Source organism: Roseovarius sp. (assembly GCF_030373445.1).
Taxonomy (GTDB): Bacteria; Pseudomonadota; Alphaproteobacteria; order Rhodobacterales; family Rhodobacteraceae; genus Roseovarius.
Window position 1 is genome coordinate 197,785 of sequence record NZ_JAUCYU010000006.1, and the last position, 18,665, is coordinate 216,449.

Here is an 18,665-nt window from a genome sequence, read left to right on the forward strand (position 1 = left end):
CGGCCCCCGAGCCGGGGCCTCTGACCCGACCCGTAGCCGCCCATGACCTACTACCGCCCCATCCCCAGCACCGACCGCGCCCGCCCCACCGGCGCCTTCCCCCTTGCCGGCGGCTGGGCGTGGTTCGACACGGTCGAGGCCATGCACCGCGACGCCCCGTCCCGTCTCCTCCCCGCGGCCGACATCCCCGCTGACGCCCTTGAAAACCTGACCAAACCCCGCGCCCCCATCACCGGTCTCAGCTTCGACGCACCGCGCCTCATGGGAATCCTCAACGTCACCCCCGACAGCTTCTCCGACGGCGGCGAGCACTTCTCCCCCGACGCCGCCCTCGCCCATGCCCGCGCCATGGCTGAACAGGGCGCCGACATCCTCGACATCGGCGGCGAATCCACCCGCCCCGGCTCGACCGAAGTCGATATCGAAGAGGAAATCCGCCGCACCGCCCCGGTGATCGGCGCCATAAGGGCCGAGATGGCCGTGCCCATCTCCATCGACACCCGCAAGGCCCCCGTCGCCCGCGCCGCCCATGAAGACGGCGCCGACCTCGTCAACGACGTGGCCGGCTTCACCTTCGACCCGGCCCTCGCCCCCTACTGCGCCGAGAACGGCCTGCCGGTCTGCGTCATGCACGCCCAGGGCACGCCCGATATCATGCAGAAGGACCCGCGCTACGACAACGTGGCGCTCGACGTCTACGACCACCTCGCCGCCCGCGTGACCGCGCTCGAAACCCTAGGCATCCCGCGTGAACGCATCATCGTCGACCCCGGCATCGGCTTCGGCAAGACGCTGGAACACAACCTGACGCTCCTGCAGAACCTCGCCCTCTTCCACGGGCTCGGCTGCGCCGTCCTCCTCGGCGCCTCGCGCAAGCGGTTCATCGGCACCATCGGCGGCTCGGATACCGCCCGCCACCGCGCCCCCGGCTCCGTCGCCGTGGCGCTGGCGGGCGTGGCGCAGGGCGTCCAGCTCCTCCGCATCCACGACGTCCGCGAAACGACCGAGGCCCTCCGCCTCTGGCAGGCCGCCACCCTGGGCCGCCTGCCCTAGCGCCGGAACAACCGGCTGAGCGCCCCCCACTGGCTCAGCGCCACCCCGGCCAGGATAAGCCCCATCGCCAGCACCAGGCTCGGCGGCAACGGTTCGGCCAGCAGCACGACACCGAAGATCACCGACCACACCGGCACCTGGTAATTCACGAGGCCGAGGAACACCGGCCCCGCATCCCGGATCACCATCACCAGCAGGATCTGCGCCACCCCCGTCGGCAACAGCCCCAGGTACAGCAGCGCCGCCAAACTCAACCCCGGCACATCCCGCGGCCACCCCTCGACGGCCAAAGCCAACGGCGCGAACAGCACCGCCGCCACCAGCAGAACCGCCGCCGCCAGCGCCAGCAAATCCACCGCCGGGCACAGCCGCGTGAAGATCCCGCCAATCGCGTAACAACACGCCGCCCCCACGCAGGCCATCTTCGCCAAACTCTCGAAACTCTCGCCGGTCGAGGCAAACGCCCCCGGCCCGATCAGCACGATCACCCCCGCCGTCCCGATACAGAACCCCACCAGACGCCGCAGCGACATCACCTCGCCCGGCACGAACACATGCGCCAAGGGCAGCACCAAAAGCGGCACCACCGCCATGCACACGCCCGCAAAGCCCGACGCCACCACCTGCTGCCCCCAACTCAACAGCAGGAACGGCAACGCATTGGAAAACACCGCCATCGCCAGCACGAAGGCCCAGACCCGCCCGGCCGGCCGCCCCCTCACCGGCGGCAGCCCGTGCCCCAAGGCAAAGGACAGCACCACCAGGAACACCGCCCCCAACCCCAGACGCACCGCCACCACCGTCAGCGGCCCGACGCCCTCCAGCGCCACCGACACCGACATGAACGACGCCCCCCAGATCGCCGCCAGCACGACGATCCGAAGCCAGTTGACCGGCCTGATATCCTGCATCATTCCCCTCCCCGCGAATGAAAAAGGGGCGCCCGGCGGGGCGCCCCTCTGCTCGTCCAAGGGATAGCCCTCAGTTCTTCGCCTTGTCCACCATCTTGCCGGCGGAAATCCACGGCATCATGCCGCGCAGGGTCTCGCCCACGGCCTCGATCTGGTGCGCATCGTTGTTCCGGCGGATCGCCTTGAACGACGGCTGGCCGACCGAGCATTCGCTCATCCAGTCGCGCACGAACCGGCCCTGCTGGATATCGTCCAGAACCGCCTTCATCCGCGCCTTCGTCTCGTCGTAAGGCAGGATGCGCGGGCCGCTGACATATTCGCCATACTCGGCCGTGTTCGAGATCGAGTAGTTCATGTTGGCAATGCCGCCCTCGTAGATCAGGTCGACGATCAGCTTCACCTCGTGCAGGCACTCGAAATAGGCCATCTCGGGTGCGTAACCCGCCTCGACCAGTGTCTCGAAGCCCATCCGGATCAGCTCGACCAGGCCACCGCAAAGCACCGCCTGCTCGCCGAAGAGGTCCGTTTCGCACTCTTCCTTGAAATCGGTCTCGATGATGCCCGAGCGCCCGCCGCCGATGGCCGAGCAATAGCTGAGGCCCAGCTCCAGCGCCTTGCCCGACGCGTCGTTGTGAACGGCAACAAGGCAGGGCACGCCGCCGCCCTTGACGTATTCACCGCGCACCGTGTGGCCCGGGCCCTTCGGCGCCATCATGATCACGTCAACGCTGTCCGGCGCCTCGATCAGGCCGAAATGCACGTTCAGGCCGTGGGCGAATGCAATCGCCGCGCCCGGCTTGATGTTGTCCTTGACGTACTTGTTCCACGTGTCCGCCTGAAGCTCGTCGGGCATGGTGAACATCATCAGGTCGCACCACGCGGCGGCCTCGGCGATCCCCATCACCTTCAGGCCCTCGCCTTCAGCCTTCTTGGCCGAGGCCGAGCCTTCGCGCAGCGCGACGACCACGTTCTTGGCCCCGCTGTCGCGCAGGTTCAGCGCGTGGGCATGGCCCTGGCTGCCATAGCCGAGGATGGCCACCTTCTTGTCCTTGATCAGGTTGATGTCGCAATCGCGATCGTAATAGACACGCATGGTTCAGTCTCCTTTAACGTTCTCGCCGCACTCTCTGCCGGTCGGCGTGGAAAATCACATCATTTACCCGTGCGTTTCGAAAAACCGCGTGGTATTCATTCTCCGTTAACCCGGATACGTGAATTTTCATGCTCGACGACATCGACCGGCGCATCCTGCGCCACTACCAGCACGACGCGGCGCAGCCCGTCGCCGACCTGGCCGAGGCCGCGGGTGTGACGCCCGCCACCTGCGCCCGCCGGCTCGACCGGATGAAGGGCTCAGGGATCATCCGCGCCAACCGCGCGGTGATCGACTGGCGCGCGCTGGGGTACGAGGTCGAGGTCTCCCTGCGCGTCACGCTCGAAAAGTCCGAGCCGCGCGCCTTCGACGAATTCCTCGCCGCCGCGCGCGAGGTGCCCGAGGTCGTGGAAATCCAGACCTTCCTCGGCCGTGTCGACCTGCGCCTGTCGGTCATCGCCCGCGACATGGGCCACTACCAGGAGCTCTACCGCACCGCGATCCTCTCCCTGCCCCATATCGCCGATATCGAGGGCCTGATGCACGTCGCCCGCATCAAGACCGACGAAATCCTGCCCCTATGATCGAGCTCGACACCATCGACCGCCGCCTCCTGCGCGAACTGGTCCACGACGCCACCCAACCGGCCAGCACCCTCGGCCGCAAGCTCGGCCTGTCCCAACCCGCCACGTGGCGCCGCATCCGCCGCCTCTATGACAGCGGCGTCATCAAGGGCCAGCGCCTCGACCTCGACCATGACAGGCTGGGCTTCGGCGTCACCGTCTTCCTCGGCGTGAAACTCGCCACCAAGGGCCGGGTCAGCATCGACGATTTCGAACGCGCCGTCTCGGCCATCCCCGAGGTGCAGACCGTGGAACATATCCTCGGCCTCTACGACTACCGCCTGCGCGTGGTGGCCCGCGACATCTCCGATTTCGAACGCGTCCTGCGCCGCCGCATCATGATGCTGCCCGGCGTGGGCGACGTCGAGGCGAACGTCATCCTCTCCGAGGAACGCCGCCCCGGCCCCATCGGCTAACCACCTGGCACCACTCGATTTCTTGAAAAGAAATCGCCCCGAAATCTTTTCAAGATTTCGCCCCGCCCCGCCCCGTTGTCGAAAACCACGCCCGCCCTGCCGCCTTTTGGGGATGTGGTTCCGCGCGCCCTCTGGTACATCCACCGCCAAACCCCTCTTGCCCGACAGGAGCCTGACCATGACCGCCCTTCTCGACACTGTAGACCCCGACGGCCTGCTCGAATATTCCGTCGTCTTCACCGACCGCTCGCTCAACCACATGAGCCAGTCCTTCCAGCAGGTCATGCGCGACATCTCCGGCATGCTGAAAGAGGTCTACAACGCCCGCTCCACCGCCATCATCCCCGGCGGCGGCACCTACGCGATGGAGGCCGTCGCCCGCCAGTTCGGCGCAGACGCCCACGCGCTCATCGTGCGCAACGGCTGGTTCTCCTACCGCTGGTCGCAGATCTTCGACATGGGCAAATTCACCGCGGAAACAACCGTTTGCATGGCCCGCCAGACCGGCAACGGCGCCCAATCCCCCTTCGCCCCGGCGCCGATCGAGGAGGTCACCGCCAAGATCCGCGAAGCGAAACCCGACGCCGTCTTCGCCCCCCATGTCGAAACCTCCGCCGGCATCATCCTGCCCGACGACTACATCACCCAGCTGGCCGAGGCCGCCCATGACGTGGGCGCGCTGATGGTGCTCGACTGCATCGCCTCCGGCTGCGCCTGGGTCGACATGGAGAAAACCGGCGTCGACGTCCTCATCTCCGCCCCGCAAAAGGGCTGGTCCGCCTCCCCCTCCGCCGGGCTGGTGATGCTCTCCGACAAGGCCCTGGAACGGCTGGAGAAAACCACCTCCAACAGCTTTGCCATCGACCTGAAGAAGTGGCACCAGATCATGCAGGCCTATGAAAATGGCGGCCATGCCTACCACGCCACCATGCCCACCGACGCCCTGCGCGCCTTCCGTGACACCATGCTCGAGACGAAGGAGTATGGCTTCGAGAAACTCCGGCAGGCGCAATGGGATCTCGGCAACGGCGTCCGCGCCATGCTGGCCGAAAAGGGCGTCACCTCCGTCGCCGCCGAGGGCTACGGCGCACCGGGCGTGGTGGTCAGCTACACGACGGATCCCGACATCCAGAACGGCAAGAAATTCGCAGCCCAGGGCATGCAGATCGCCGCCGGCGTGCCGCTGGCCTGCGACGAACCCGAGGGCTTCATGACCTTCCGCCTCGGCCTCTTCGGCCTCGACAAGCTCTACGATACCGACGCCGCCAAAGCCCGCCTTCAGGCCGTAATCGACAAGGTGCTCTGACCCCTCACCGCCACGCGATATTGCTGCTCCGCCCCAGCCCCCGGCGCAGGCACAGCCAGATCACCCAGAGGCTCACCAAAAGCCACGCCCCGCCCCAGAACAGGGTGGGGCCGGCAAACTCCTCCGCCATCATCCGCGCATCCGACCTCAGATGCGCCCGCGCGATGGTATCGCTGAAGATATCGAGCGGCACGTAGATCATGCTGGCAAGGCCGATTACCCGCAAAACAAGGTCGTTCACGTCCCGCCGGAGGTACTTCGCCGCCCCGATCATCAGCACGCCCGTCACCACCCCGAACCCGATGGCAAAAAGGCTCCGCAAATACAGCAGCGTCACCGCCAGCAGCACCACGCCAAGCCCGCCGAGGATCACCCTGTCCCACCGCGTTTTCACCGCCGCAAGGAACAGCGCCACCCCGATCAGCAAAGACCCGAGGTACCCCGCGCTCAGGATCACGAACCGCCACCCCCCGCGCGAGGTGACCGAGCCACCCTGCATCGGGTCCAGCGTCATGCCCACCACCGACCCGCCGGTCAGCACCGTCGCCACCGCGTGCGACAGCTCGTGCAGGAAAACAACGAGGATTTTCAAAGGAATAACCACCGGCGTCCGCCACAGAATGGCGATCAGCACCACCAGCACCAGCAACTGCCAATGCCCCTTCAGCAGCCCTATGCCGCCCCGCAGGCTCAGCCCCGCGCCCCAAGCCCGAGCTGCATCAGCGTCTTGCGCACCGGCGCCAGCGAATAGATCGCGTTGAGCCCCATCGCCCGCGCATCCCGCAAGGGCTGGGAATGCACCATCGAGGCCCGGTTCAGCATGTCGATCCCCGTCACACGCAATCGCACCTCCGGATGCCGCCGCCGGTGATACTCGTCCAGCATCGCCCGGTCGCCCAGCCGCTCCGGCGCCGCCTGCGCCAGCTCCAGCAGCACCCGCATGTCGCCCAGGCTCATGTTCAAACCCTGCGCCCCGATCGGCGGCACCACATGCGCGGCCTCCGCCACCAGCGCCACCCGCTCGGCCGCCATCCGTTCCGCCACCTGGCTGATGATCGGCCAGATCGTCCGCCGCGAGGCCAGTTTCAGCGGCCCGAACATCAAGCAGGACCGCTCGTTCATCGCCGCCTCGAACTCCGCCTCCGGCAGGTCTTTCAGCCGCACCGCCGCGGGCCCCTCCTCCATCCACACGATGGCCGACGAAGGCCGCCCGTCATAGTCCGGCAAGGGCACCAGCGTGAACGGCCCGCCCGAGCGGTGAATCTCGGTCGACACATGCTCATGCGGAATGGGATGCGTCACGGCAAAGGCCAGCGCCTTCTGGCCGTAGCGCGTGGTCTTCACCGGCACCCCCGCCGCCGCCCGCACCGGCGAGTTCCGCCCGTCCGCGGCAATCACCAGCCGGCAGCGCACCCGCGACCCGTCCGACAGGCCCACCCGCGCCTCGGCCTCCCGCGTGAACAGCGATGCCACCCCGGTTCCGGGCCGGAAATCCACGCTGTCCAGCCCCTCCAGGTGCGCCACCATCTCCCGCCTGAGCAGCCAGTTGGGCAGGTTCCACCCGAACGGCTTCTCCGAGATATCCCCGGCGTCGAATTCCTTGATGATCCGCGGCTCCGCCACCTCGCCCCCGGCATCGACGATGCGCATCACCTGCAACGGCTCGGCCTGGGGCGCCAGCCGCTCCCACAGCCCCGCCTCTTCAAGCAACGCCTGCGCGGGCTGCAGGAATGCGGTGGTCCGCAAATCCGACCCTTCCGCATCCCGCTCCGTCACCGGCGGGGCGGGGTCGACACAGGTCACCCGGAACCCGGCCCGGCCAAAGATCGCCGCCGCCGCAAGCCCGGCCACGCCGCCGCCCGAGATCAGGATATCCGCGTCCATGCCGTTTGCGTCCTTTCGCCCTGCCCTGCTAGCCCAGCGTGATCCGCACGATGGTCAGCATGCAGACAGGCACCATGGCCACCGCCGGAATGTAAAGCCCCGGCAGGCCCCACGTTATCACCGCCGCGGCCCAGGCCGCCAGCACAAGCAGCAGGCCCAGCAGGATAAAGGCAACGGTCCGCCCTTCGTTCTCCTGTGCCTGCGCGTGAAGGTCCATTGCTTCCGCCGTTTCGAGATACGCCATATCACTCTCCATGTTCGCGTTCGTCCCGGGGCACAGATAAGCTCTTTGCGCCCGCGCGAAATGCGCGTTTCGACGCAGGGCCGCCCTCAGATCAACCGCGCGAGGAAGCCGGTCAGGTCGTCGGTGTGGTGGTGGATATGGTCGGCCACGTGCGGCGCCTCGGCCACGTGGACGGTGCGCATGCCCATGGCGTGCGGTTCGGCCAGGTTGCGGGGGTCGTCCTCGAACATCGCGGCCTTTTCGGTCAGCACGCCATCCAGTGCGAAAACCGCGTCGAACGCCGCCCGGTCGGGCTTGGGGTGAAAGCCCGCGTGCTCGACCCCGTAGATCGCGTCGAACGCCCCGCCAAGCCCCCGCTTTTCCACGACTTTCTGTGCATATGGCGCGGTGCCGTTGGTATAGACGATCTTGCGCCCCGGCAGGCTCCGGATATGGGAATTGAGGTCGGCATCGGCCTCGAGATGATCGAGCGAGATGTCATGCACATGGGTCAGGTACGGCCCCGGATCGACCCCGTGCACCCGCATCAGCCCGGCCAGCGTGGTGCCATGCTCGGCCCAGTACTGCTTGCGCAGGCGGTCCGCCTCGGCCCGGCCCACCTTCAGCGCGTCCATCACGAACTGCGTCATCCGCACCTCGATCTGGTCGAAAAGCCGGGCGCGGGGCGGGTAAAGCGTGTTGTCGAGGTCGAAAACCCAGGTTTCGACATGGGTAAAATACTGTTTCGGCATGGCGGCAGGATAGGCGCGCGCGCCGCCCGCTGCAACGCCAAGGCTTGATTGCCCGGCTGCCCCGCGCGTAAGGTCCGGCGGATAACGATAATGCCAATGACCGCAGGGACACCGGAGCCGATGAAATCGCCGATCAAGGACGCCTACACGCTCATCCTCGAAGCCATCGACATGGGCATCTTCAAGCCCGGCGACCGCCTTGTAGAAAGCGACCTGGCAGAGCGCTTCGGCGTCTCCCGCACACCCATCCGCGAGGCGCTGCAGCGGCTTGAAACCCAGTCCCTACTGGCTCGCGACGGCCGCAGCCTGATCGTGGCCTCGCTCGATCACAACCAGCTGGCCGAGCTTTACGTGGTCCGGGCCGAACTCGAGGGGCTCGCTGCCAGCCTCGCCGCCCGCCACGCCACCGAGGAAGAGGTCCGCGTTCTGCGCGACATGGTCGATGACGACCGCCAGCTTCTGGACGACCCTCAGGCGCTGGCCCGCGCCAACCGGCGGTTCCACAAGCAGATCCACCTTGCCTCGCACAACCGCTTCCTCGTCCAGCAGCTCGATCTCGTGCACCGCTCGATGGCGCTGATGGCCACCACGTCGCTGGCCGCACGGGGCCGCGACGAGGATGCCCTGCGCGAACATGACGCCATCGTCTCGGCCATCGAGTCGCGCGATGCCGACACCGCCGGAGAGGCCCTGCGCGCCCATATTTCCAAGGCCTTCGTGACCCGGCTGAAACTCGATTCAGGGGAAGTCGAAAGCACCGTCTGACCCGCGCGGCAACGCCCGCCGCAGGTGGCCGGCCCCCTGCGACAGCCCATGCTGCGTCTTGTCCCAGAAGAACGGTTTCAGCACCAGTTCATAGAGCGCCTTGTACGCCGCCACCGCCCCCAGCGGACCATAGAAATGCATGGTCGGCGTCCACAGGATGAGGTGCTTGTGCCGCGCCCGCGCCACCGCCGTGGCATGAATCGTCAGGTTGACCACCTCGATCGTCAGGAAGAGCGACCCCAGCACCACCATCACCCAATGCGGCAGCACCGGGTCGAGCGGGTGCGGCAAGCCCAGCAGCACCAGCCAGAACGACCACAGGAAGGGGGCAAGGAACACCTGCGACAGCGCCGTCACGAAATGCGCCTGGAAGCCCAGGAAACGCCATGTTCCCAACTGCCGCAGCAACTCGCGCGGCCGCCGCATATGGACAAGGTAGGTGGTCATGTACCCTTTCAGCCATCGCGAACGCTGCTTGATCCACGGCCATGGCAGGCAATTGGCCTCCTCCGCCGTCACGGTCGCCAGCATCTCCGTCCGGTAGCCGTGCCGCGCCAGCCGGAAGCCCAGGTCGGCATCCTCGGTCACGTTGTGCGAATCCCAGGCCCCCACCCGTTCCAGCGCCTCGCGGCGGCAGAACACCGTGGTGCCCCCAAGCGGGATCGCCAGCCCCATCCGCGCCATGCCCGGCAGGATCATCCGGAACCACGTGGCATATTCGATGGTGAAACACCGCGCCAGCCAGTTCTGGCGCGGGTTGTAATAGTCGAGGTAGCCCTGCACGCAGGCCATCTCGGGCGGTGAGGCGCCGAACCTGCGCACCACCTGCATGATCTGATCCGGCGCCGGCGCATCCTCGGCGTCGTAGATGCCGATGATGTCGCCATCGCAGAAATCGAGCGCGTAATTCATCGCCCGCGGCTTCGTTCGCGGCGTGCCATCGGGCACTACCACGGCCCGGATCCACGGCGGCAGGTCGATCCCCGCCAGGGCCTCGCGCGTTTCGCCATCCTCCTCCTCCAGCACGAGGATCACGTCCAGCAGGCTTTTCGGATAGGTCAGCCGCGTCAGCCGCGCCACCAGCTCGTGCACGATCTCGGTTTCCCGGAAAAGCGGCACCAGCACCGACACCCGCGGCAGCGGCAGCTTCCGCAGGGGCTGGGGTGCCGGGGGCTCCGGCGGTCCGACCACCAGGCCGGTCACGAAGGCCGCCATCTTGAACAGGGCCGAAATGATCAGCGTGACCACCGCCCAGCCCGCCAGCACCCCGAAGACGAGCCGCGGCTGAAGCACCGTCACCAGCGCCAGAGCCAGCAACAGCAGCGCCACCGCCGTCAGCCGGACCTCCCGCCGCTGCCCCCATGTGCGGCAGCTTTCCTCTTCCGGCACGCGGGTCACCATCGCCTGTGTCAGCGCGGGGCGGTGCAGCTCCGCCAGCCGGCCCTGGATCACCGGCCGCGAGGAAAACAGAACCCGCGCCGGCTTGAGCGCCATCGGCAGGTGCGGCCGGATCGCATCGCTGCTGCGCCGGTCGCTGCAGACGATGGCAGCCTTCCCGTCGCGGTCGACCACCGGCAGCACCGCGTGCCGGATCAGGGTTTCGACCGGCGTATCGACGTGAAACTGCTTTAGCTGCGCCAGCTCCCCCTTCGACAGGCAGCGCGACTTGAACGCGCGCGCATTCGCCTCCAGCAACTCGGCCTCGCTGGCCAGCCCCTCGGCGCTCAGGATCCGGTCAAGCGTGGCGTCCGACCGCGCCCCGACCCAGCCCGCCCGCTCGAGGTCGTCACGGCTGACGGTTCCCCTGGCCAGCAAATCCCTTTCCAGCGCCGACGGAGCTGTGCCGGCGGCGCGTTTTACCGGACCAAGGTGACGTAATTCCGAAATGCCCATTTGCCGCTCCTCGCGGTCTCAAACGGACGCGAGGATGACCGGACATGGTTAAGGAAGCGTAAACAAAGGGTTAACGCCCAATAGGCGAAAAGGTTAACGGTCCATCGACGCCGCGAAGCGCTCGAACAGGTAGAAGCTGTCCTGCGGGCCGGGGCTGGCCTCGGGGTGGTGCTGGACCGAGAAGACCGGGCGGCCATCCAGCCGGATGCCGCAGTTCGAGCCGTCGAAGAGCGACACGTGCGTCTCCGTCACGCCCTTGGGCAGGGTCTGGCTGTCGACCGCGAAGCCGTGGTTCATCGAGGTGATCTCGACCTTGCCGGTCTCCAGCTCCTGCACCGGGTGGTTGGCGCCGTGGTGGCCGTGGTTCATCTTGACCGTCTTCGCGCCCAGCGCCAGCCCCAGCATCTGGTGGCCGAGGCAGATGCCGAAGATCGGCAGCCCCTTGTCCATCACGCCCTGGATCATCGGCACGGCGTACTCCCCCGTCGCCGCCGGGTCGCCGGGGCCGTTCGACAGGAACACGCCGTCGGGGTTCTGTGCCAGCACGTCCTCGGCGGTGGAGGTGGCGGGCATCACCGTCACCTCGCAGCCGGCGCTGGCAAGACAGCGCAGGATGTTGCGCTTGGCGCCGTAATCCACCGCCACGACCTTGTGCCGCGCCTCTTTCTGGCGGCTATAGCCATCGGGCCAGGCCCAGCGCATCTCGTCCCAGCGGTAGGATTGCGCACAGCTCACCCGCTTGGCGAGGTCCATCCCCTCGAGCCCGGCAAACCCGCGGGCGTGGCTGATCAGCGCGCCAACATCGAAATTCCCGTCCGGGTCATGGGCCAGCGCCACGTGCGGCGCGCCCTGCTGCCGGATCGCCCGGGTCAGCCGGCGGGTGTCCACGCCGCCGATCGCCACGCGGCCGCGCCGCGCCAGCCAGTCCGACAGCCGTTCGGCCGAGCGCCAGTTACTGGGCTCGGTCGGGTCCCATTTCACCACCATGCCCTCGGCCACCGGGTCGGCGGTCTCGTCATCCTCGGGGTTCACGCCGACATTGCCGATATGGGGAAAGGTGAAGGTGACGACCTGCCCCGCATAGGAAGGGTCGGTCATGATCTCCTGGTAGCCGGTCATGGCGGTGTTGAAGCAAAGCTCTGCCGTGACCTGCCCGGTCGCCCCGAACCCCTTGCCATAGAAGACGGACCCGTCGGCCAGGACAAGGCAGGCGGTCGGGCGCTTTTGGGGCGAGTGGGCCATGGCGAAAGAATCTCCGGGGGTGCAAATTGGCCGGAAACTATGGTCGCGGCCCCCGAGGGTCAAGGGCACAACCGCGCTGTTGCACCGCTGCCATCTGCAGGCCCGCCCGGTATGCCGTGACGTCAGGCGCGGTTGCCACCCCTTGCGCTTTCCGATAGGTTGACGGTCTTGCCAGCGGCCATGGGGAAAATACGTCGATGGGATTGAGAGAGCAGGTCAACACTGCGCTGAAGCAGGCCATGAAAGAGAAGGACAGCGCGCGCCTCGCGACGCTGCGGCTGATCAACGCGGCCATCAAGGACCAGGACATCGCCCGGCGCGGCGCCGATGGCGACACCGACCTGACCGATGCCGACATCATGGCCATTCTCGGCAAGATGACCAAGCAGCGCCAGGAAAGCGTCCGCGCCTACGAGGAGGGCGGCCGGCTCGACCTGGCCGAGCGCGAGCAGCGCGAGATCGAGATCATCGCCGAGTTCCTGCCCCGTGCGCTCGACGAGGCCGAGGTGGATGCCGCCATCGACAAGGCGATCAAGGACACCGGGGCCACCTCGATCCGGGACATGGGCAAGATCATGGGCCGGCTGAAAGAGAAATACACCGGCCAGATGGATTTCGGCACGGTGGGTCCGAAGGTTAAGGAACGGCTGGCCTGACGGGAACCGGCCTTCGCCCGCGTTAACGAACTCGGCCGCAATCGCGACGTCGGTATCGCGTCGGTATAACGTCGGTATTTCGTCGGTGTTTTTTCCCGAGACGTGGCGGTTCGGGGCGATATCTTGAAAAGATATCGGGTCGAATTCTTTTCAAGAATTCGATGCGTTGTGGCCTCGGGCCCAGGTGCGGGGCGGGGCGGGGGTGAATGGTGGGTTGCACCCACCCTACGATTTCACCGCCTGCCGCAGCGCATCGGACAGCTCGCCGTAGAGCGCCTTGCGCTCGTCCTCCGACAGGAAGGCCCCGATCTCGACCTCGCGGCCCTTGCCGCTCAGCGTCACGTAATACGGCACCGGCCCGCCCTTCTCGTGCATGGCGGCCCTGGCCCAGTAGCTCTGGCAGGCCCATTCCTGCGTTGCGCCGCGCGGGTCGGTGCGGGTCAGGCGAACCTCCTCGGAATCGATGGAAAGGTCCTCGTTCAGCCGGGCATCGCGATAGGACCGTTCCAGCCCCCACCAGAGCCCCGCCACCGCCAGCAACAGGAAGGGCAGAAGCCCCCACAGCACGATCGTGCCCAGAAGCGGATAAAGCGGGATGGTGATCAGCGTGAAGGTCGCGAGGATGAAGGCCGCGAATCCCCGCCGCGGCAATGACCGGTGCGGCCAGAGACGCAGGCGGCGCACGGTGCCGCCGGGATCTGTCGTTGCGCTCCACTCGTAAGGCATGACCCTATCCTAGCGTGGCCGACGGAAAGGGAAACCGCGCCGATGCGCGCGGGTCTCAGCTTTCCATCCAGATCGTCACCGGCCCGTCATTGAGCAGCTCGACCTTCATGTCGGCGCCGAACCGGCCCGTCTCGACCGGCACGCCCTGCGCGGCCAGTTGCCCGGCGAAATATTCGTAGAGGCGCTCCCCCTCCTCCGGCGGCGCGGCGGTGGAAAAGCCGGGGCGATTGCCGCGGCTGGTGTCGGCGGCCAGCGTGAACTGGCTGACGACCAGCGCGGCGCCGCCCATGTCGCGCACCGAGAGGTTCATCTTGCCGGCCGCGTCGGGAAAGATGCGGAGTTTCGCGACCTTGGCGGCCAGCTGGTCGGCCTGCGCCTCGGCGTCGCCCTGCATGGCGCAGACGAGGATCAGCAGGCCCGGACCGGTCTGACCGATCACCTCGCCCTCGACCGTGACCGAGGCATGGGCCACCCGTTGCAGCAATGCGCGCATGTCCGGCCCCTTTTCAGATCCGCGGCTTCGGCGCCGGCTCGCGGTCGGCATCGCCGGAGTTGGGCTCGCCCTTCGGCTCGATCAGCAGCACGCTGACCTCCTGCTCGGCGCGCGGGCGGTGGACCACGCCCTGCGGCACCACGATCATTTCCCCGGCGCGGAGGGTCTGGTTCGGGCGGTCCTCGAACTCCATCACCATCTCGCCCTCGAGCACGAGGAAGAAATCATCGGTCGTGTCGTGCTTGTGAAAGGGAAACTCCCCCTGGAATTTCACCACCATGACGTCGTTGTCGTTGTAATCGGCCACGACATGCGGATCCCAGTGAGTGGTAAACCGCGCCAGTTTTTCCGCCAGGTTGATCGTGCCCATACGTGCCCTCCGCCAACAGCCTGTTTCGCCCAGCCATGCCCAAGCCGCCCCGCCGGCGCAAGGAATTTTGCACATACGCGCGCCACGGTGCTAAGCCATGCCCATGCAAGACCGCTCTTTCGTGCCCCGGGGCGCCGCCAGCCTCAAGATCGCCTATGACGGGCCGCCGCGGGATTACCATTTCCTGCTGTTGCCGAAGCTGACGCTACTGGCCTTCACCTCGGCGCTGGAGCCGTTGCGCGTGGCCAACCAGGTGACCGGCAAGGAGCTGTACCGCTGGTACGTGATGACCGAGGACGATGCCACGGTCACCTGCTCCTGTGGGGTCACCATCACGCCCGACACCCCCCTGCGCGACGTGCCGCGCGGCGGGGCGGCTTTCGTCTGCGGCGGGATCGAGCCCAACGAGAGCACGTCGCGCCGGGCGGTGGGCTGGGTCAGCCGGCAGAGGGCCTTCGGCGCGCGGGTGGGCGGTATCTGCACCGGGGCGTTCGCGCTGGCGCGGGCGGGGCTGCTGGAGGGGCGGCGGTTCACCCTGCACTGGGAGAACCAGCCGGCCTTCGTCGAGACCTTCCTGGACCTGGAGCCGACCGAGAACCTCTACGAGAACGACGACGGCCTGCTGACCTGCGGCGGGGGTAGTGCGGCGACGGACATGATGCTGGCGATCATCGAGGCGGATTTCGGCGGCGAGCTGGCGACGATCGTGGCCGACATGTGCCTGCACAGCCGGTCGGAGAACCGCGCGGTGCCGCAGCGGACGGCCTATGCCTCGGCCATCGGGAGCCGGAACCCGCGGCTGATCGCGGCGGTGGAGTTCATGCGGGCGCATCTCGAGGACCCGGTGGAGATGGCGGACGTGGCGGACCATATCGGGCTGTCGAAGCGGCAGCTGGAGCGGCTGTTCCAGCGGTATATCCGGGCGAGCCCGGCGCAGTTCTACCTCGATCTGCGGGTGACGCGGGCGCATGCGCTGTTGAACGAGACGAACATGACGGTGGCCGACGTGGCAGCGGCAACGGGGTTCACCAGTTCGTCGCAGCTGTCGCAGCGGTTCCGGAAGCGGTACGGCAAGAGCCCGAGCGCCTATCGCAAGGGGTGGACGCAGCCGGTGGCGGGGGGCTGAGTTACCGGCGTTTCGGGCGGCGGGTGCGCTGGGGAACGGGTTTGGCGTCGGGCTTGCCACTCTTGCCGGGCCTGTCGTCCTTCAGCCCCAACTGCTCGCGCATCACGCGGGGGCGCACCTCTTCCACCGCGCCGGGCTTGAGCTGGCCAAGCTGGAACGGGCCGTAGGAGACGCGGATGAGGCGGTTGACGGAAAGGCCCACGGCCTCCATCGCGCGGCGGATCTCGCGGTTCTTGCCCTCGCGGATCGACACCGTGGCCCATGCGTTGGCGCCCTGCTGGCGGTCGAGGGTCACGGTCATCGGCTGGAACCGCTCGCCGTCAAGCTCCAGCCCCTTGCGGAGCGGCTCGAAGGTCTCGTCCCTGGGCCGGCCCTTCACCCGCACGCGGTAGCGGCGCATCCAGCCGGTCGAGGGCAGTTCCAGCTTGCGCTTCACCCCCCCATCATTGGTCAGCAGCAGCAAGCCTTCGGAGTTGATGTCGAGCCGGCCGACGCTGAGGACGCGCGGCATGTCCTCGGGCAGGTCGTCGAAGATGGTGGCGCGGCCCTGCTCGTCCTTCGTGGTGGTCACGAGGCCGGTGGGCTTGTGGTAGAGCCACAGCCGCGGCGGCTCGGGCGCGTCGAGGGGCTTGCCGTCGACCGTCACCTTGTCCTTGTCGGTCACGTTCAGGGCGGCGCGGTCGATCACCTTGCCGTTCACCGTCACGCGGCCGGCCTCGATCATCCGCTCGGCCTCGCGCCGGCTGGCCACGCCCGCCCGGGCGATCACCTTGGCGATGCGCTCGCCATCTGGGGTCTTGCTGTTCATGGAAGGCCGCTTAGCGCAAAAGCCGCGCTTGCGAAAGCGTCATGCGCGGGGCATGGAAGGGGGATGACGTTCAAGAGCCATATGGAGACCGCGCTGGCCGAGGCGCGCGCGGCGGGCGACCGGGGCGAGGTGCCGGTGGGCGCGGTGCTCGTCGATGCGACTGGTGCCGTTGTGGCGCAGGCGGGCAACCGGACGCGCGAGAGGAACGACCCGACGGCCCATGCCGAGATACTGGTGCTGCGCGCCGCCTGCCAACTGGCAGAAAGCGAGCGCCTGCCCGGCTACAGCCTCTATGTCACGCTGGAACCCTGCCCGATGTGCGCGGCGGCGATCTCCTTCGCCCGCATCGCCCGGCTCTACTACGGCGCGGCCGACCCGAAATCGGGCGGCGTCGCGCAGGGGCCGCGCATTTTCACCCATCCGCAGTGCCACCACGTGCCGGAGGTCTATGACGGGATCGCCGCGGAAGAGGCCGAGGCGTTGCTCAGAGCCTTCTTCGCCGCGCGGCGCTGAGCCCTTCGTATTCGAGTATTTTCGGAAAGATGAAAGGGCGGGTGCCGCCCCTTCTTCCTGTTCCGTGCAACTCAGAGGTCGAACGGCTTCATCACCTCGGGTTCGATCACCTTCACGCCCGGCAACGCCTTGGTCAGCGCCTCGGCCGATTGCTCGAGGAAGGGGAAGGTCTTGTAGTGGCAGGGGATGACCGTCTTGAAGTCGAAGAAGGTCTTGGCCGCGTAGGCCGCGCGCTTCATGTCCATGGTGAAATGCCCGCCCGCGCAAAGGATGCCGATATCGGGCTTGTGCAGGTCGTTGAAGATTTTCATGTCGGCGATCACGTCGGTGTCGCCCGAGACATAGATCGTGTGGCCGTCGCCCTCGATCACGAAGCCGCATTCCGTGCCGGGCACGTTGGGCCCGTCATCCGTGCCGAAGCTCGAGGAATGGACGGCGTGGACCATCGTGACCTTCACCCCGCCAAGGTCGACCGTGCCGCCCTTGTTGAAGCCGACGGTGGCGATCTTCTCCTTGTCCTCCCAATAGCCCATCAGGTCGTACTGCCCGACCACCGGGATATCGAGCTTGCGGGACAGGCCGACCGTGTCGGCCACGTGGTCGAAATGCGCATGGGTCAGCAGGATATGCGTCGCGCCCTCGACCGCCGCGTCGTGCTGATCCTCGGTCAGCATCGGGTTGCCGGTCAGCCACGGGTCGATCAGCAGGACCTGCCCGCCGATGGCGATCTTGAAAGACGCGTGTCCGAGGAATGTGATTTGCATGATGTTCTCCCTATCTTTGGCAGGTAACGTAGTGGCTCCTGCGCGCGAGGAAACCCCGATGGACTGGTTTGCGTCAATCGACGGATATTGCGAACGGCTCGGGCCCGCCTACTGGGCCGAGCCGGTGAACGCGGTCACGAACCTCGCTTTCCTCGTCGCGGCAACAGTGATGGCTTGGCGGCTGCGCGGCGCGCACCTGCCGCTGGCCAAAGCGATGGTGGTGCTGCTGGCGGTGATCGGGATCGGCAGCTTCCTGTTCCACACCCATGCCGAGCGTTGGGCGGCGCTCGCCGATACCACGCCGATCCTGGCCTTCATCCTGGTGTATCTCTATGCCTCGAGCCGCGATTACCTGCGGCTGTCGAAGCCCTGGTCGCTGGTGTCTGTCGGGCTGTTCTTTCCCTTTGCCGCGGTCCTTGTGCCGCTCTTCGCGCAGGTGCCGGTGCTGTCGGCCTCGGCCGGGTATTTGCCCGTCGTCGTGCTGATCGCCGGATACGCGGTGGTTCTCGCCCGCCGCGCGTCCGAGACCGCGCGCGGCCTCGCTCTCGGAGCGGGGCTGCTTTTCGTCTCGATCACCCTGCGCAGCCTCGACATGCCGCTCTGCGAAAGCTGGCCCATCGGCACCCATTTCGCATGGCATCTGCTCAATGGCCTGCTGCTGGGCTGGATGATCGAGGTCTACCGCCGTCACATGCTTGCGCGCCGCCCGCACGGGGGGTAAACGCTGGCGTCAGACCCGAGCACCGCGAAGAGGCCCGAAATGTCGATCGATCTGGAAACCGCCGCCCGCGTGGCCAAGCTCGCCCGCATCCGCGTGGACGAGGACGACCTGCCGGCGCTGGCGAATGAATTCAACACCATCCTCGGCTTCATCGAACAGCTGGGCGAGGTGGATGTCGAGGGCGTCGAGCCGATGACCAGCGTGACGCCCATGCGCCTGAAGCGGCGCGAGGACAAGGTGACCGACGGGCACCAGCAGAAGAAGGTGCTGTCGAACGCGCCGGACGCGCGCGAAGGCTTTTTCGCGGTTCCCAAGGTGGTGGAGTAA

General features: G+C 67.1%; 23 protein-coding genes. 10 read left to right on the top strand and 13 right to left on the bottom strand.

The features are described from left to right. The first annotated feature begins 42 nt into the window (after nucleotides 1-42). The gene (folP, locus tag QUV18_RS12845; RefSeq protein ID WP_300894332.1) at nucleotides 43-1,053 is read left to right on the top strand and encodes a dihydropteroate synthase; all 1,011 of its coding nucleotides are present in this window, start codon (nucleotides 43-45) and stop codon (nucleotides 1,051-1,053) included. On the opposite strand, the gene QUV18_RS12850 is transcribed toward folP, so the two are convergent. Together QUV18_RS12850 and ilvC are read right to left on the bottom strand one after the other, a co-directional pair. Beyond that, the gene (locus QUV18_RS12850; RefSeq protein ID WP_300894333.1) at nucleotides 1,050-1,964 is read right to left on the bottom strand and encodes a DMT family transporter; all 915 of its coding nucleotides are present in this window, start codon (nucleotides 1,962-1,964) and stop codon (nucleotides 1,050-1,052) included. The two genes, folP and QUV18_RS12850, sit on opposite strands and share 4 nt — an antisense overlap. 70 nt (nucleotides 1,965-2,034) lie before the next feature. Continuing rightward, nucleotides 2,035-3,057, bottom strand: coding sequence for a ketol-acid reductoisomerase (gene ilvC / locus QUV18_RS12855; protein WP_300894334.1), 1,023 nt, complete (start codon nucleotides 3,055-3,057; stop codon nucleotides 2,035-2,037). Between the two features lie 128 nt (nucleotides 3,058-3,185). Between ilvC and QUV18_RS12860 the strand changes: the two genes are divergently transcribed. The 3 genes from QUV18_RS12860 (at nucleotide 3,186) to QUV18_RS12870 (ending at nucleotide 5,402) form a co-directional block, all read left to right on the top strand. Then, on the top strand, nucleotides 3,186-3,641 hold the full coding sequence (locus QUV18_RS12860; RefSeq protein ID WP_300894335.1) for an Lrp/AsnC family transcriptional regulator: 456 nt from the start codon (nucleotides 3,186-3,188) through the stop codon (nucleotides 3,639-3,641). Then, complete coding sequence (locus tag QUV18_RS12865) at nucleotides 3,638-4,096, top strand: Lrp/AsnC family transcriptional regulator (RefSeq protein ID WP_300894336.1); 459 nt, start codon at nucleotides 3,638-3,640, stop codon at nucleotides 4,094-4,096. The genes QUV18_RS12860 and QUV18_RS12865 overlap by 4 nt, the downstream gene beginning before the upstream one ends. A 178-nt stretch (nucleotides 4,097-4,274) precedes the next feature. Next, the gene (locus QUV18_RS12870) at nucleotides 4,275-5,402 is read left to right on the top strand and encodes an aminotransferase class V-fold PLP-dependent enzyme (RefSeq protein ID WP_300894337.1); all 1,128 of its coding nucleotides are present in this window, start codon (nucleotides 4,275-4,277) and stop codon (nucleotides 5,400-5,402) included. Between the two features lie 4 nt (nucleotides 5,403-5,406). Here QUV18_RS12870 and QUV18_RS12875 read toward each other — a convergent pair whose 3' ends face one another. The 4 genes from QUV18_RS12875 to QUV18_RS12890 form a co-directional block, all read right to left on the bottom strand. Beyond that, a complete protein-coding gene (locus tag QUV18_RS12875) occupies nucleotides 5,407-6,045 on the bottom strand; it encodes a M50 family metallopeptidase (RefSeq protein ID WP_366914656.1) in 639 nt (212 codons plus the stop codon). A gap of 47 nt (nucleotides 6,046-6,092) precedes the next feature. After that, a complete protein-coding gene (locus tag QUV18_RS12880; protein ID WP_300894339.1) occupies nucleotides 6,093-7,286 on the bottom strand; it encodes a UbiH/UbiF family hydroxylase in 1,194 nt (397 codons plus the stop codon). A gap of 28 nt (nucleotides 7,287-7,314) precedes the next feature. Further along, nucleotides 7,315-7,530, bottom strand: a complete 216-nt coding sequence (locus QUV18_RS12885) for a hypothetical protein (protein WP_300894340.1) — start codon at nucleotides 7,528-7,530, stop codon at nucleotides 7,315-7,317. Nucleotides 7,531-7,616: 86 nt separating this feature from the next. Next, nucleotides 7,617-8,261, bottom strand: coding sequence for a pyrimidine 5'-nucleotidase (locus QUV18_RS12890; protein WP_300894341.1), 645 nt, complete (start codon nucleotides 8,259-8,261; stop codon nucleotides 7,617-7,619). A 120-nt stretch (nucleotides 8,262-8,381) separates the two neighbouring features. On the opposite strand from QUV18_RS12890, the gene QUV18_RS12895 reads away from it, so the two are divergent. After that, nucleotides 8,382-9,026, top strand: a complete 645-nt coding sequence (locus tag QUV18_RS12895; protein WP_300894440.1) for a GntR family transcriptional regulator — start codon at nucleotides 8,382-8,384, stop codon at nucleotides 9,024-9,026. On the opposite strand, the gene QUV18_RS12900 is transcribed toward QUV18_RS12895, so the two are convergent. Then, nucleotides 9,000-10,841 carry a glycosyltransferase gene (locus QUV18_RS12900; RefSeq protein ID WP_366914652.1) on the bottom strand — a complete coding sequence of 614 codons (1,842 nt, stop codon included), beginning with the start codon at nucleotides 10,839-10,841 and terminating at the stop codon, nucleotides 9,000-9,002. The genes QUV18_RS12895 and QUV18_RS12900 overlap by 27 nt on opposite strands. Before the next feature lie 171 nt (nucleotides 10,842-11,012). After that, complete coding sequence (gene carA / locus QUV18_RS12905) at nucleotides 11,013-12,161, bottom strand: glutamine-hydrolyzing carbamoyl-phosphate synthase small subunit (protein ID WP_300894343.1); 1,149 nt, start codon at nucleotides 12,159-12,161, stop codon at nucleotides 11,013-11,015. 197 nt (nucleotides 12,162-12,358) lie between these two features. Between carA and QUV18_RS12910 the strand changes: the two genes are divergently transcribed. Then, nucleotides 12,359-12,817: a GatB/YqeY domain-containing protein gene (locus QUV18_RS12910; RefSeq protein ID WP_300894344.1), complete on the top strand. Its 459-nt coding sequence runs from the start codon at nucleotides 12,359-12,361 to the stop codon at nucleotides 12,815-12,817. A gap of 225 nt (nucleotides 12,818-13,042) precedes the next feature. Here the strand turns inward: QUV18_RS12910 and QUV18_RS12915 are convergent, their stop codons facing one another. Genes QUV18_RS12915 through QUV18_RS12925 form a run of 3 tightly spaced genes read right to left on the bottom strand, consistent with a single transcriptional unit; the run spans nucleotide 13,043 to nucleotide 14,406 of the window. Further along, complete coding sequence (locus tag QUV18_RS12915) at nucleotides 13,043-13,543, bottom strand: DUF2244 domain-containing protein (RefSeq protein ID WP_300894345.1); 501 nt, start codon at nucleotides 13,541-13,543, stop codon at nucleotides 13,043-13,045. 55 nt (nucleotides 13,544-13,598) lie between these two features. Further along, on the bottom strand, nucleotides 13,599-14,036 hold the full coding sequence (dtd, locus tag QUV18_RS12920) for a D-aminoacyl-tRNA deacylase (RefSeq protein ID WP_300894346.1): 438 nt from the start codon (nucleotides 14,034-14,036) through the stop codon (nucleotides 13,599-13,601). A gap of 13 nt (nucleotides 14,037-14,049) precedes the next feature. Continuing rightward, complete coding sequence (locus QUV18_RS12925; RefSeq protein WP_300894347.1) at nucleotides 14,050-14,406, bottom strand: cupin domain-containing protein; 357 nt, start codon at nucleotides 14,404-14,406, stop codon at nucleotides 14,050-14,052. A gap of 103 nt (nucleotides 14,407-14,509) precedes the next feature. Between QUV18_RS12925 and QUV18_RS12930 the strand changes: the two genes are divergently transcribed. Further along, nucleotides 14,510-15,532 (top strand): GlxA family transcriptional regulator, encoded by a 1,023-nt coding sequence (locus tag QUV18_RS12930; protein ID WP_300894348.1) that lies wholly within the window; start codon nucleotides 14,510-14,512, stop codon nucleotides 15,530-15,532. A 1-nt stretch (nucleotide 15,533) separates the two neighbouring features. On the opposite strand, the gene QUV18_RS12935 is transcribed toward QUV18_RS12930, so the two are convergent. Beyond that, nucleotides 15,534-16,340: a pseudouridine synthase gene (locus tag QUV18_RS12935; RefSeq protein ID WP_300894349.1), complete on the bottom strand. Its 807-nt coding sequence runs from the start codon at nucleotides 16,338-16,340 to the stop codon at nucleotides 15,534-15,536. Nucleotides 16,341-16,403: 63 nt separating this feature from the next. Here QUV18_RS12935 and QUV18_RS12940 point away from each other — a divergent pair, with 63 nt between their 5' ends. Further along, a complete protein-coding gene (locus QUV18_RS12940) occupies nucleotides 16,404-16,853 on the top strand; it encodes a nucleoside deaminase (RefSeq protein WP_300894350.1) in 450 nt (149 codons plus the stop codon). A 71-nt stretch (nucleotides 16,854-16,924) separates the two neighbouring features. On the opposite strand, the gene QUV18_RS12945 is transcribed toward QUV18_RS12940, so the two are convergent. Further along, nucleotides 16,925-17,617 carry a metal-dependent hydrolase gene (locus tag QUV18_RS12945; RefSeq protein WP_300894351.1) on the bottom strand — a complete coding sequence of 231 codons (693 nt, stop codon included), beginning with the start codon at nucleotides 17,615-17,617 and terminating at the stop codon, nucleotides 16,925-16,927. 58 nt (nucleotides 17,618-17,675) lie between these two features. On the opposite strand from QUV18_RS12945, the gene QUV18_RS12950 reads away from it, so the two are divergent. Together QUV18_RS12950 and gatC are read left to right on the top strand one after the other, a co-directional pair. Continuing rightward, on the top strand, nucleotides 17,676-18,338 hold the full coding sequence (locus tag QUV18_RS12950) for a ceramidase domain-containing protein (RefSeq protein WP_300894352.1): 663 nt from the start codon (nucleotides 17,676-17,678) through the stop codon (nucleotides 18,336-18,338). Nucleotides 18,339-18,377: 39 nt separating this feature from the next. Next, nucleotides 18,378-18,665 (top strand): Asp-tRNA(Asn)/Glu-tRNA(Gln) amidotransferase subunit GatC, encoded by a 288-nt coding sequence (gene gatC, locus QUV18_RS12955; RefSeq protein ID WP_300894353.1) that lies wholly within the window; start codon nucleotides 18,378-18,380, stop codon nucleotides 18,663-18,665.